This window comes from Micromonospora echinofusca (assembly GCF_017614955.1).
GTDB lineage: Bacteria > Actinomycetota > Actinomycetes > Mycobacteriales > Micromonosporaceae > Micromonospora > Micromonospora echinofusca_A.
On the sequence record NZ_WVUH01000016.1, the window covers coordinates 1 to 13,359 of the forward strand.

General features: G+C 72.8%; 9 protein-coding genes and 1 pseudogene. 3 read left to right on the plus strand and 7 right to left on the minus strand.

Annotated features, from left to right (window positions below; translation table 11 throughout):
- Positions 1-60 precede the first annotated feature (60 nt).
- Positions 61-2,124, plus strand: a complete 2,064-nt coding sequence (locus GSF22_RS03870) for a SpoIIE family protein phosphatase (protein ID WP_208811333.1) — start codon at positions 61-63, stop codon at positions 2,122-2,124.
- A gap of 144 nt (positions 2,125-2,268) precedes the next feature.
- Positions 2,269-2,811 (plus strand): annotated as a pseudogene (locus GSF22_RS03875) (M23 family metallopeptidase); the annotation flags it as partial.
- Positions 2,812-3,080: 269 nt separating this feature from the next.
- Here GSF22_RS03875 and GSF22_RS03880 read toward each other — a convergent pair.
- Positions 3,081-4,391 carry an FAD-binding oxidoreductase gene (locus GSF22_RS03880; RefSeq protein ID WP_244366058.1) on the minus strand — a complete coding sequence of 437 codons (1,311 nt, stop codon included), beginning with the start codon at positions 4,389-4,391 and terminating at the stop codon, positions 3,081-3,083.
- 102 nt (positions 4,392-4,493) lie between these two features.
- Between GSF22_RS03880 and GSF22_RS03885 the strand changes: the two genes are divergently transcribed.
- The gene (locus tag GSF22_RS03885) at positions 4,494-6,590 is read left to right on the plus strand and encodes a S9 family peptidase (protein ID WP_208811336.1); all 2,097 of its coding nucleotides are present in this window, start codon (positions 4,494-4,496) and stop codon (positions 6,588-6,590) included.
- A 74-nt stretch (positions 6,591-6,664) separates the two neighbouring features.
- Here the strand turns inward: GSF22_RS03885 and GSF22_RS03890 are convergent, their stop codons facing one another.
- The 6 genes from GSF22_RS03890 to GSF22_RS03915 all read right to left on the minus strand — a co-directional run bounded on the left by GSF22_RS03890 (position 6,665) and on the right by GSF22_RS03915 (position 13,237).
- On the minus strand, positions 6,665-7,606 hold the full coding sequence (locus GSF22_RS03890) for a threonine ammonia-lyase (RefSeq protein ID WP_208811337.1): 942 nt from the start codon (positions 7,604-7,606) through the stop codon (positions 6,665-6,667).
- Positions 7,607-7,721: 115 nt separating this feature from the next.
- Positions 7,722-9,833, minus strand: a complete 2,112-nt coding sequence (locus GSF22_RS03895; protein WP_307803705.1) for a bifunctional polysaccharide deacetylase/glycosyltransferase family 2 protein — start codon at positions 9,831-9,833, stop codon at positions 7,722-7,724.
- Positions 9,830-10,258: a hypothetical protein gene (locus GSF22_RS03900; RefSeq protein WP_208811338.1), complete on the minus strand. Its 429-nt coding sequence runs from the start codon at positions 10,256-10,258 to the stop codon at positions 9,830-9,832. Before GSF22_RS03900 ends, GSF22_RS03895 begins: the two co-directional genes overlap by 4 nt.
- 194 nt (positions 10,259-10,452) lie before the next feature.
- Complete coding sequence (locus tag GSF22_RS03905) at positions 10,453-12,006, minus strand: FtsX-like permease family protein (RefSeq protein WP_208811339.1); 1,554 nt, start codon at positions 12,004-12,006, stop codon at positions 10,453-10,455.
- Positions 12,003-12,704: an ABC transporter ATP-binding protein gene (locus tag GSF22_RS03910; protein WP_208811340.1), complete on the minus strand. Its 702-nt coding sequence runs from the start codon at positions 12,702-12,704 to the stop codon at positions 12,003-12,005. Before GSF22_RS03910 ends, GSF22_RS03905 begins: the two co-directional genes overlap by 4 nt.
- Positions 12,701-13,237, minus strand: coding sequence for a PadR family transcriptional regulator (locus GSF22_RS03915; RefSeq protein WP_208811341.1), 537 nt, complete (start codon positions 13,235-13,237; stop codon positions 12,701-12,703). Before GSF22_RS03915 ends, GSF22_RS03910 begins: the two co-directional genes overlap by 4 nt.
- Positions 13,238-13,359 lie beyond the last annotated feature (122 nt).

Here is a 13,359-nt window from a genome sequence, read left to right on the forward strand (position 1 = left end):
CGCCCGACCCGCCCGGTGCCGAACTTGGCACCCCGGCCGTGCCGGGGGAGGATACGAGGCGTGGCTGCGGAGGCGGGGCCCGCGACGGAGAGCGGCCCGGACGATCATGTGCGTCGGGTCCGGCTACCCGCGGACCGTCGTACGCCGGCCGCCGCCCGGGCCATCGTCCGGTCGGTGCTCGCCGAGGCCGGTCTGGAGGAGCTGCTCAACGAGGCGCTCCTGCTCACCACGGAACTCTCCACCAACGCCGTCGAACACGCCCGGACCGAGCTGGACATCGAGGTCGTCGCCGACGCGACCGGGTTGACCGTGACGGTGTCCGACTTCGCCACCGGGCACCGCGAGGAACTGACCGCCGGCCCGCGCAATGTCTCCCCGGACATCGGCGAGGTCTCCGAGCGGGGTCGCGGCCTGCTGCTGGTGGACCACTTCGCCAACAGCTGGGGCACCACCCACCTGCCCAGCGGCAAGGGCGTCTGGTTCCACCTCGACCGGCCCGGCGCCCCCGTCGACGGTGCGCGCCCCCGGGAGCCGCACCGGCCGGCGGGCACGTCGGCCGTGGGTGGTTCCGCGCCGAGTGTCGGCGCGATGACCGCGTTGATGCAGGTCGCACCCGATTCGTACGGCGACGACCCGCTGCCCGAGTTCGCCGCCGAACTCCTCACCCGGGTCGCCGAGATGGTCGGGGCCGCGGGTGGTGCGATCCGACTGGACCGGGGCGACGGTACCGGTGAGCAACTGCTCGCCCGGTACGGTCGACCGCCCCGTCCCGGTGACGAACTGCTCCGGGTGCCGTTGGCGGTGAACCGTCCGTACAGCGGGGAACTCGAACTCGACGCCGCACCGTCGGCGTACGCCCGGCCGCTCGCGGCCCTGATGGTGGAGCGGCTCTCCCTGCACCTGGAGAACGACCGGTTGCGCCGGGCGGACGTCCGCCGGCAGACCTGGTTGACCTTCCTGGCCGAGGCGAGCGAACTGCTCGCCCAGTCGCTGGACGTCGAGCTGACGATGGCACTCATCCCGCAGCTGGTCGTACCCCGGCTCGGGCAGTGGTGCGCGGTGCACACCACCGACGAGTGGGGGCGGCTGCGGCTGGCTGCGGCCAGCCACGCCGACGAGTCGGTGCTCCCCCAGTTGCACGCCGTACTCGCCGAGACCGGGCCGGAGTCGGTGCAGGCCCGGTTGCGGGAGGCGTCCCGGAGCGGTTCGCAGATGCCCCTCGGCGCACCGATGGACGGGTTCGCGGTGCCGCTGGTGGCGCGGGGGCAACGGTTGGGCACCCTGGCGGTGGGCCGCCACCAGCGGCACCGGCACGATTCGGACGAGGTGGCCGTCCTGGAGGACGTGGCCCGGCGGGCGGCCCTGGCGATCGAGAACGCCCGGATCCACGCCGAGCGGCGCCGGGTCGCGCAGACCCTGCAACAGTCCCTGCTGCCACCCGCACTGCCGGTGGTGGACGGCATCGGGTTCGCCGCCGAGTACGTGCCGACCGGTGACGACGCCGAGGTGGGTGGCGACTTCTACGACGTGGTGCCGCTGCCCGACGGGCGCTGGCTGGTGGTGGTCGGGGACGTCTCCGGCAAGGGGGTGCAGGCGGCGGCGGTGACCGGGCTGGTCCGGGACGTGATCCGGGTACTGGTCTCGGACGGCCGCCCGCTGCCGGAGGCGCTGGCCCGGCTCAACGACACGCTCGTCGAGCGGGGCGGTGGGCGGTACTGCACACTCGCGCTGGCGGCGGTCGGACCGGCGACCGACGGGCGGCTCGACGTGTCCCTGCACCTGGCCGGACACGACCGTCCGGTGCTGGTCCGGGGGGACGGCGGAGCGGCCTTCGTCGGTTCGGGTGGTACGGCGCTGGGCCTGCTCGACGCGATCGCCTCCCCGGCGACCCCGGTGCCGCTGGGGCCCGGGGACGCGCTGATCTTCTACACCGACGGGGTGACCGAGCGGCGCCGGGGTCGGGAACTCTTCGGCACCGAGCGGCTCCGCGACGCGGCGGCGCCGCTGGCCGGCTACCCGGCGGCGGTGGTCGCGGCCCGGTTGCGTTCCGCTGCGATCGGCTTCTCGGCGGAGTCGCCCCGTGACGACATCGCCATCCTGGTGCTGCGCAACGACGCGGTCTGAACGTGGGGTCGGAGCCCGGCCGCTGCGGGAAACCTTCACCAGACAGATCGACCATGTTAATTATTTACAGAAATAGATGAAGCTCATATGCTTCCGGTACTGCGTACGCATGGATCGCCCCGCCACCCCTGAGAGGGACGGATCATGCGCTCATCCAGAACCGTGGTCACCTTCCTGTCCACCCTCGTCGTCGCCCTCGCGGCCACCCTCACCGTCGCCGGCCCCGCACAGGCGGCACCCGTCTTCAAGGCACCGTTCCCGTGCAACCAGCGGTGGACGTACAGCCACCACAGCGCCGAGGTGCGGCTGGCGTTGGACTTCGTCCGCGCCGACGGCGGCACCACCGCCGGTACCCCGGTCCTGGCCTCGGCGGCCGGCACCGCCTTCCGCTACTACCAGGCGGACGGCGCCGGCAACTACATCGTGATCGACCATGGCGGCGGCTGGAAGACGTACTACTTCCACCTCGCCGCGTTCTCGGTGGCGCACGGGGCATGGGTCGGCCAGGGACAGCAGATCGGCACCACCGGCAGCACCGGCAACTCGTCCGGGGCGCACATCCACTACGAGCAGCTCTACAACGGCGTCGGGCAGAACATCGTGATCAACGGCTGGTCCCTCGCCCCTTATCCCGGGTACTACAACCAGAAGTACCTGACCAGCGACAACGGCTGCGGCGGCGGGACCGCCTTCTGGACCTGGGGCTCCGGGGTACGGGTCCGCACCGACGCCTACCTCTCCGCACCCACGGTGACCACGCTGGCCGGCCCGACCCTCGTCCACGTGCTCTGTCAGAAGCAGGGTGACTGGGTCACCGCCGACGGCTACACCAACAACTGGTGGTCACGGCTGCGGGACCAGAACGGTTTCATCACCAACATCTACATCGACCATCCCGCCGCCCAACTGCCCGGGGTACCCGTCTGCTGACCGGCTGACTTGTCGGGCGGCTGCCGTCAGCAGTCGCCCGGCAGCCGCCCGGGGGCCAGTCGCCGGCGTGGGTCGTACCGCTGCTTCACCGCGCGCAGCCCACCAGCCGGGGACGGGTGTCCCCACAGGTCGACCGCGTGCCGCACCGCCGGGGGTGCGGAGATCACCACGCACCGGCCCCGCCGGGCGAGCAGCACGGTGCGTACCCCGTCCAGGATGGTGGCGACCCGGTCCGGCGGGGTGCCGCCCGGCAGTACGGCGTGCACGGTGCCGAGCCCGGCCGAACCACGGACCGGCACCGGGGCACCGACGGCGTCCCGCAACGCGTAGACCGCGGCGTGCAGGTCGCTGGTCGGCACCTCCACCCGCAGCGCGATGTCCCCCTCCCGGAACGGGTAACGCCGCCACCACTCCGGTGGACGGTGCACCGCCCGCGCGTCGCCGCCGAGCAGGTCGGCGGCCCGGACCGCGCGTTCGGCGACGTCCGCCGGCCCGCCCTCAAGGAGCACGACGAGCCGGCCGGCCGGCGGCGGGGCGGAGCTGCCCGACCTGCGGGTACGACCCGGGTCGACCGGGAGGGCCGGCAGGTCCACCTCGATCGCGGCCGGCTGCAACGGCGAGGCGACGACCGCGCGGACCAGCTCGTGCACCTCCAGTGGTGACCACACCGAGCGGGACACCCAGACCCGACCGGCCGGGATCGGCTGGACCCGGAACGCGGCCGAGACCAGCACCCCGAGCCCGCCCTGCGACCCGCAGAGCAGCCGGTCGAGGTCGGGGGCGGAGGGCTCACCACCCACCCGGACCAGCTCACCGTCCGCGTCGAGGTAGCTCACCGCCACCAACTGGTCGCACGGGGGCCCGTGCCGGTGCCGCAGCGGACCGGGCTCGTCGGCGGCGACCACCCCGCCCACCGTCGCGCCGTCAGACGGCGCGTCCAGCGCGAGCCGCTGGCCGGTCCGGCCGAGGATCGCCTGCGCGGCCCGCAACGGGGTACCGGCGCCGACCTCGGCCACCCCGGAGCCGCGTGCGTCGTGCCGGACGCCCGCGAGCCGACCCGTGTCGAGCAGGATGTCCACCCGCGACGGCGCGGCACCCCAGTCGATCTTCGTGCCGGCACCCCGGGGCACCACGGTGAGATCGTGCTCGGCGGCCAGTTTGAGCACCCGGGCGGCGGCGTGCACCCCACCGGGTGCCGCCACCCAGCGGGCCGGCTCGCCGGCCACCTCGTCGGCGGCACCCGCCAGCCGGGCGAACGGCGTACCGCAGATGTCGGCCAGGCGCCGGGTCACCTCGGCGACCTCCGGCCGGTGCGTCGAACCTGATGAGCGACCCATGGCGGTCATCGTACACATGTTCTAATCAGCCGGTGGCGGAATGACCGAACCGCCCGCCCTGGCAGCCGCCGACGGGAAACGGCGACCGGTAACGTGACGCCCGTGACGACTTCCACGCCCGTGCCCGTGGCCAAGCGGGTCCCCACCGAGCGCATCCACCACGGCGACACCGTCATCGACGAGTACGCGTGGCTCGCCGGCAAGGAGGACCCGGAGACCATCGCCTACCTGACCGCGGAGAACGCCTTCACCGAGGCGCGGACCGCCCACCTCGCCGGGCTGCGCGAGACGCTGTTCACCGAGACCCGGCAGCGGACCCAGGAGACCGATCTGTCGGTACCCACCCGCAAGGGCGGCTACTGGTACTACACCCGCACGGTGGAGGGGCAGCAGTACGGCGTGCAGTGCCGCCGTGCGGTCCGCGACGGCGAGACCGAACCGCCGGTCAGCCCGGACGGTGCCCCGCTCGACGGCGAGGAGGTGCTGCTCGACGGCAACCTGCTCGCCGAGGGGCACGACTTCTTCTCGCTCGGCGCGTTCGACGTCAGCCCCGACGCGCGCTGGCTGGCGTACTCGACGGACTTCTCCGGCGACGAGCGGTTCACCCTGCGGGTCAAGGACCTGACCACCGGCGAGGTACTCGCCGACGAGGTACCGGACACCTTCTACGGCACCGCCTGGTCGGCGGACGCCTCGACGCTGTTCTACGTGACCGTCGACGAGGCGTGGCGGCCGTACCGGGTGTGGCGGCACACCATCGGCACCCCGGCCGCCGACGACGTGATCGTCTACGAGGAGGCCGACGAGCGGTTCTGGGTCGGGGTCGAGCTGACCCGCTCGGAGAAGTTCGTCGTGATCGACGCGCACAGCAAGATCACCAGCGAGGTGCGGGTCATCCCGGCGGGCAACCCGACCGGCGAGCCGGCGGTGGTCGCCCCCCGGCGGCAGGGCGTCGAGTACTCCGTCGAGCACCACGGGCACCGGTTCCTGATCCTGCACAACGACGGTGCGGAGGACTTCGCACTCGCGTACACCTCGGCCGACGCCCCCGGCGACTGGGTGCCGCTGATCGAGCACTCCCCCGGTACCCGGCTGGAGGCGGTCGACGCGTTCGCCAACCACCTGGTGGTGTCACTGCGCAGCAACGGCCTCACCGGCCTGCGGGTGCTCACCATCGGCAGCACCGACGCGTACGACATCGAGTTCCCGGAGCCGATCCACAGCGTCGGCCTGGACAGCAACCCGGAGTACCAGACCACCGAGGTCCGGTTCCGCTACACCTCGCTGATCACCCCGGACTCGGTCTACGACTACGACCTGGTCACCCGGGAGATGAAACTGCGCAAGCGCAAGCCGGTCCGGCCCGGGCCGGACGGCCGGGAGTTCAACCCCGACGACTACCAGCAGCACCGGGACTGGGCGGTCGCCGACGACGGCACCCGGGTACCCATCTCGCTGGTCTGCCGGGCCGACACGCCCCGGGACGGCTCCGCCCCCTGCGTGCTCTACGGCTACGGCTCGTACGAGGCCAGCATGGACCCGTGGTTCTCCATCGCCCGGCTCTCCCTGCTGGACCGGGGCGTGATCTTCGCGGTGGCGCACGTCCGGGGTGGCGGTGAACTGGGCCGGCGCTGGTACGACGAAGGCAAGCTGCTGGCCAAGAAGAACACCTTCACCGACTTCGTGGCCAGCGCCCGGCACCTGGTCAAAGCCGGCTGGACGACCGCCGACCGACTGGTCGCCCGGGGCGGCTCGGCCGGCGGACTACTGATGGGCGCGGTGGCCAACCTGGCCCCGGACGCCTTCACCGGCATCGTCGCGCAGGTGCCGTTCGTCGACGCGCTCAACTCCATCCTGGACCCGTCGCTGCCGCTGACCGTCACCGAGTGGGAGGAGTGGGGCAACCCGCTCGACGACCCCGAGGTGTACGAGTACATGAAGTCGTACACCCCGTACGAGAACGTCCAGCCGGTGAACTACCCGGCGATCCTCGCGGTGACCAGCCTCAACGACACCCGGGTGCTGTACCACGAGCCGGCCAAGTGGATCGCCCGGCTGCGGGCGGTGGCCCCGCAGGGCGACTACCTGCTGAAGACCGAGATGGGTGCCGGGCACGGTGGGCCGAGCGGGCGGTACGACGCCTGGAAGGAGGAGGCCTTCGTCAACGCCTGGACCCTGGACCGCTTCGGCCTCGCCTGAGGTGTAAGGAAGGGCCCCTTCTTAACGCTTTCGGTATAGGAAGGGGCCCTTGTTAACCCGCCAACTGTCCCGACTCAACGCTCCAGCGCCGACGCGAGCACCGCCGGGTCGACGTTGCCGCCACTCAGCACGGCCACGGTACGCCCGGCGGGCAGCTCGGCGGCCCGGAACAGTCGCGCGGCCAGGGCGACCGCTCCGCTCGGCTCCGCAACCAGCCGGGCGTCCCGGGTCAGCCGGCCGACCGTCGCGGCGATCTCCTCCTCACTGACCGTCACGATGCCGTCCAGCCGGGCCCGCAGGTGGGCGAGGGTCAACGGCGACAAATGGGTACGCAGACCGTCGGCGCTGGTCCGCCAGGTCCGGTCGACCTCCCAGACCACCACCTCCCCGGCAGCCAGCGAGTCCCGGGCATCGGCGGCGAGTTCCGGTTCCACCCCGAGCACCGTCGTCGACGGGCGGAGCGCCTTCACCGCCGTCGCCACCCCGGAGGCGAGCCCGCCCCCGCCGACCGGTACCAGCACCACGTCGACGTCCGGCAGGTCCGCGACGATCTCCAGGCCGATGGTGCCCTGGCCGGCGATGACGTCCCGGTGGTCGTACGGCGGAACGATGGTGCGTCCGGTGTCGGCGGCGACGCGACGGGCCTCGACCAGCCGCTCGCTCGGCGGGACCAGTACGACCTCCGCTCCGTACGCCCGGATCTTGTCGATTTTGATCTGTGGTGCCCCCTGTGGGACCACCACCGTGCACGGCGCCCCGACGGCGCGGGCCGCGTAGGCGAGCGCCTGGCCGTGGTTGCCGGAGGAGTGGGTGACCACGCCCCGGGCGCGGGCCACCGGATCGAGCCGGGCCACCGCGTTGACAGCACCCCGCAGCTTGAACGAACCGACCGGTTGCAGGCTCTCCGGCTTGATCCACAGCCCGGTCTCCCAGGCGGGGACCAGCGGGGTACGGAACACCACCGGGCCGACCCGGTCGGCGGCGGAACGGATGTCATCCAGCGTCACGAGGTCCATGCCTCATCCTGCCCCGGCGCGCTGCCGTTCCGCCGTCCCGGACGGTCCAGGTGTTAACAAGGGGCCCTTCCTATACCGGAAGCGTTAACAGGGGGCCCTTCCTTACAACCTTCCCTTACGTTCTCACCAGGGCGGCGGCCTCGCCGGTACGGACCATCCGCTGCCAGCGCAGCCGGTTGCCGAGCATGGCGGTGACCACCGACTGCACCACCACCAGGTACATCACCTGCCGGTAGACGAGTTGCTGGAAGGGCAGGCTCCAGAGCGGACCGTACCGTTCCCCGTCCAGCCAGAGGGCGTACGCGGCGGTCAACCCCTGGAGGGCGAGCAGACCGAGCCAGGCGAGCAGCAGGGTGGACCAGGGCAGGAAGATGAGGCCGTAGAGGGCGAAGACGTCGACGGCCGGTGCGGTCAGCGGTAGGACCACCTGGAAGACCGTCAGGTACGGCAGGCCGCGCCGGCCGAGTTTGCCGCCGGAGCCCGACTCGCGGGGCGCGTGCCGGTGTTTCCACATCGCCTGCATGGTGCCGTAGCACCAGCGGTACCGTTGCCGCCACAGTTGCCGCAGCGACGACGGTGCCTCGGTCCAGGCGATGGCCTTCTCCTCGTACACCACCCGCCAGCCGGCCCGGAGCACCTTCATGGTCAGGTCGGTGTCCTCGGCGAGGGTGTCGGAGGGTACGCCACCGACGTCGAACAGGACCTCCCGACGGAACGCCCCGATGGCCCCGGGGATGGTCGGCATGCAGCCGAGCACGTCGTACATCCGGCGGTCCAGGTTGAAGCCGATGACGTACTCCAGGTGCTGCCAGCGGCCGAGCAGCCGACGCCGGTTGGCGACCTTGGTGTTGCCGGAGATCGCCCCCACGGTCGGGTCGGCGAAGCCCTGGACCAGCCGGTGGATGGTGTCCGGTTGGAAGACCGTGTCCCCGTCGACGAGGACCAGCAGGTTGGCCCGGGCGGCCCGGATCCCGGTGTTCAGCGCGGCCGGTTTGCCGGCGTTGGCCTGCCGGATGACCCGCACTCCGCGTAGGCCCATCCGTTCGACGATGTCGGCGGTGCCGTCGGACGAACCGTCGTCGACCACGATCACCTCCAGGGCCGGGTACGCGCTGTCGACCAGGGAGCGGACCGTGGCGGAGATGTTCGCGGACTCGTTGTAGGCGGGCACGATCACCGAGACCGGGGCGAGTACCTCGGGTCGGCCGCGTCGGGGTCGGCGGACCCGCCGGACGTGGATCTGCGCGCAGACCACCTGCACCGCGAGCCGGGCCACGCCGAGTAGCAGGGCGATGGTGAGCAGGGCGTTCATCGCCCCGGCGAGCCAGCCGGCACCGGTCTGCGCCCAGCGCAGCGCGTGCCCGCTGAGCCGGTTGCGGGCGGTGGCGGGTACGGCCGCGTCGGTCCGTTCCAGCGCCTCGGAGACGGTACGGAACCGGTAGCCCTGCCCGGTGAGGGTGGGTAGCAGCCGGTCGAGGGCGGCCACGGTCTGGCTCCGGTCGCCACCGCCGTCGTGCATCAGCACGATCGCGCCCCGGCCCCGGTTCGGGGTGGCGGCGGCGATGATCGCGGCGGCGCCGGGACGCTGCCAGTCCTTGGTGTCCCGGTCGGCGAGTACGGCCAGGTGTCCCGCTTCGGCGGCGGCCCGGAGCGCCGCGTACTGCGGTGCGGTGACCGCCCCCGGGTGGGACGAGAACGGCGGGCGGTAGAGGGTGGCCTCCTGGCCGGTCGCCCCGGCGATCGCCTTACGGGTGAGGGAGAGTTCGAGGTCCCGCCGCCATTGGGGGACTGCCGCCAGGTCGGCATGGGTGAAGGTGTGCGAGCCGATCTCGTGGCCCTCGTCGAGGATGCGGCGGACCAGTTCGGGATGCTCGTTGACCCGGGCACCGACCACGAAGAACGTGGCGTGCGCCCGGTGCCGGCGCAGGACGTCGAGCACCCGGGGGGTCCACTCCGGGTCCGGGCCGTCGTCGAAGGTGAGCGCGATGGTCCGGTCCGGCATCGACCGGCTGACCGGTTCCGGGCCGTCGAGCCGGAGCACGGGTCCTCCGCCGGTGACCGCTTCCGGGCCGGGCGGTGCGGACGGGTCGGCCGTCCCGGATCCGCCGGCCATGCCGGTGGTGAACCCGTTGAAGGAGAGCGCCGCGAGGAGCACCACCAGGCCGAGGACGAGCAGGAACCAGTGGGCCCGGGGCTCGGGGCGGTTGACGTGTCGGGCCGTCGTCACTTGGGTTTTCCGGGTGACCTGCTCGGCTTGCCCGCCGGCTCGTTGCGCCGGGTGTCGCCCTGGCCGGGGACCTCGGTCCGGCTGGGCTGTGCGGTGGGGGCGGCGCCGGGCCGGGTGGTGGCGCTGGCCGGGGCGCTCGGTGTACGGCTCGGCGCACCGGTGGCGGTGCTGCTCGGGCCGGGTGTCGGTTGCGCTGCGTCGGGTGAGACGCCCAGTTCGTCCACGCCGGCTTCGATGGGCCGCGCCGGCTTCGACTCCGGCCAGCCGGGCAGGGGTACCGACGAGCCGGTGAAGAGCCCGGCGAGGATGAGTCCGAGGCTCGCGAGCAGTCCGACCCCGATGCCGGTACCTGCCAGCACGCTCAACCGCCGACGCCGTCCGCTGCCGTCGACGAAGACCGGTGGTGCCTCCGGTTGGCCTTGCATCCGTTCCTCTCCCGATGTCCGCTTGCCCACGGCCCCGGTCGGGGGCAGGCGTCCACCCCGACCGGGGTTGACGCGGAGTGACCGTGCGGGCGGCATGACCGCCGGCCGGCGGGGGCCGTGCTGACCCCTCCGGGGCAACAGCGTTGCGGGACGGTCAGGCGTTACATCGGGTAGCGGATTTCGCATTCGCCTGCTCAGCTGGCCCGGAGTTCAGCCAGGTCGGTACTTGACCGCAGCAGGAGCAGTCCGACACCGACCGTCACCAGCACGGCGCACAGGGCGCCGGCGCCGTAGCCGACGAGGCCGTCGAGCGGCACCGGTACGGCCCGGACGACGACCGGGTCGGCGACGATCCGGGTGTACTGCTCCCGGGTGGCCGGGTCGGCGCAGAGTGCGGCCGTGGCGTCGCACACCTGGGTCTGTCCTCCGCCGCTGCGCACCTCACCGAAGACGCTCCGGGACAGCGCCGTACCGGCGGTGAGTGCCAGCAGGACCGCCGGGACCGCCGGGGCGAGGGACTGCCAGGCGACGGCCCGGCCGAGTACCGACCGGGGGACCCCGGTGGCGACCAGTGCGGCGTACGCCCGCCGCCGTGCCACCACGCCCTCGGCGACCGAGATGAGCATCCCGCCTGCGGCGATGATCAGGGCGACCACGATGGCGGTGTGCACGAGGTCCATGGTGTGGACGTAGAAGTCGTTCGGTGCCAGGTCCGCCGGCCGGGTGGGCACACCCGCCAGCCGGTCGCTGCGCAGTTGTTCCTCGATGCGCAGTTGCCGGTCGGCGACGAACTGGGCCCGGATGCCGGCTGCCCCGGCACCGAAGACCAGGCAGGCCAGCAGGGCGGCGAAGGTCCGGCTCCCGGTCCACGGGTCGGCCAGTAACCGGCGGGCGGCGAGCAGGGCGGCCGGCCCCCGGGCCACCCGGTGCAGCAACCGTCCGGCGTGGTACGACAGCCAGCCGGTGCCGAGTACCACGCCGAGCATGGCCAGCAGTCCACCGCCGAGGAGCAGCAGCGGCAGCAGCCAGACCGGCAGGTCCCGGTCCTGGGCGGCGTACCAGCGGTGGAGCGGTTCGACGGCGAGGAACGCGGCCACCCCGGCACCGATGAGCAGTCCCGGCCAGGGCCGGGGTGCGCCGGACCGGCCGACCTGCCGGTACACCCCGAACGGGCTGAACACCACCCGGCCGAGCAGTGCTCCGGTGACCAGCGCGGCCAGCAGCGGTAGGCCCACTACCACGGCGACCAGCGCGGCGACCGGGGGCAGCACGTCGGTGGGCAGGGTGAGCAGGCCGTTGGTGTCGGGCGTGTCGAGCACCCGCCGGCCGAGCAGATGGAGCGCGAGGGCGAGCAGCGTACCCAGCAGCGCGGCCACCCCGGTTTCGGTGGCCGCGATCCGGACGGCCTGCCCCGGGGTGGCTCCGGCCAGCCGGATCGCGGCCAGCCGGCGGTCCCTGGCCGGGGCGCCGAGCCGGGCACACTGTCCGGCCAGGGCCAGTACCGGGAGGGTGAGCAGGAGCAGCGTGAACGCCACCCCGGGTCGCAGGCCCGGCTCCCGGAGCAGGGCGTTGGCGTACTGCTCCGACTGGGCGTACCGGTCGCCGGGTGCCTTCGGGATGGCCAGTACGGTCAGCGCGGCCAGCACGGCGAGGGCGGCCAGCGCCGCGCTGACTCCGGTGAGCAGTACCCGGAGCACGTCGGTACGGGTGCCGGCCAGGGCCAGCCGGACGGTGGTCGACAGTTTCACCGCGGACCGCCCACCAGCCCGAGGCCGCTGTGGTCGACCGTTCCGTCCCGCATGGCGATCTCCCGGTCGGCGTACCCGGCGACTCGCGCGTCGTGGGTGACCAGCACGACGGTGGTCCGCTGCTCGCGGGCGACCCGGACCAGGTGGCCGAGGACCTGCTCGCCGGTGAGCGTGTCGAGCGCGCCGGTGGGCTCGTCGGCGAAGAGCACCCGGGGCTCGGTGACCAGGGCCCGCGCGGTGGCACAGCGTTGCTGCTGGCCGCCGGACATCTCCCCGGGACGGGTGTCGGCGAGGTCGGCCACCCCCAGCCGGTCGAGCCAGGACAACGCCGCCGTCCGTGCTGCCCGCCGCCCCGTGCCGGCGAGTAGCAGCGGAAGCGCGACGTTCTCCGCTGCGGTCAGTTCGGCCACCAGTTGGCCGAACTGGAAGAGCACCCCGAATTCGGTACGCCGTAGTCGGGAGCGGGCCGCCTCGGACCACGTGTCGATCCGCTGGCCCCGGTAGCCGATCTCTCCCGCGTCGGGGCGCAGGATCCCGGCGAGGCAGTGCAGCAGGGTCGACTTGCCGCAGCCGCTCGGCCCGGTCACCGCGACGATCTCCCCCTCGGCCACGTCGAGGGTGACTCCGCGCAGGGCCGGGGTGGCGCCGTACGACCTGACCACGCCCCGCGCCTGTAGCTGGGCTGGTGGCTCCGTCATGCCCGCACCTCCCGGTGCCAGTCGGCGACCCGGTCCAGGGTGGTCTGCAACCACCGCAGGTCCGCGTCGAGATGGGCGATCGCGTAGTCGGCGGCGATCACGTCGTCGAGCCGGGCGCCCGGAGCGATCTTCAGTGCGGTCAGCTCGCGCAGCCGGTCGGTGTGTGCCCGGCGTTGGGCGGTCAGGTACCGCCGGGCGCGGTCGACGTCGGCCACCAGCAGCGCCACCATCACCTTGTTGAGCAGGGTGCTGGCCACGTGCGGGGCGGGCGGCTCCACGGCGGCCAGCCACTCGTCGAGCGCCGCCCGGCCGGCCGGGGTGATCGCGTACGACGTCCGGTCGGGCCCGGCGTCGCGATCCTGTCCGGCCGGGGTGACCAGCCCGTCCCGGCTCAACCGACCGAGGGTGGCGTAGACCTGGCCGTAGCCGAGCGGTTTGGCCTGGGGCAGTCGGTTGTCGTAGGCGCGCTTCAGGTCGTAGCCGTGCATGGCGCCGACCGCCAGCAGTCCGAGCAGCACGTGGGAACTGGACACCAGGCCACTATTCACTGAGTGAATAGCGGTGTCAACCCGCTCCGGAGTCACCGCCTCCGCCTGGACCCTGGCGGCGCACGGCAGCCACCCTGCGCGGCAGCCACCTCGCGCGGCAGCCACCC

Coding starts and splice junctions, on each gene's coding strand:
- GSF22_RS03900 (WP_208811338.1), bottom strand. CDS start 10,258: ATGCAAGGCCAACCGGAGGCACCACCGGTCTTCGTCGACGGCAGCGGA.
- GSF22_RS03880 (WP_244366058.1), bottom strand. CDS start 4,391: ATGGGTCGCTCATCAGGTTCGACGCACCGGCCGGAGGTCGCCGAGGTG.
- GSF22_RS03910 (WP_208811340.1), bottom strand. CDS start 12,704: ATGACGGAGCCACCAGCCCAGCTACAGGCGCGGGGCGTGGTCAGGTCG.
- GSF22_RS03890 (WP_208811337.1), bottom strand. CDS start 7,606: ATGGACCTCGTGACGCTGGATGACATCCGTTCCGCCGCCGACCGGGTC.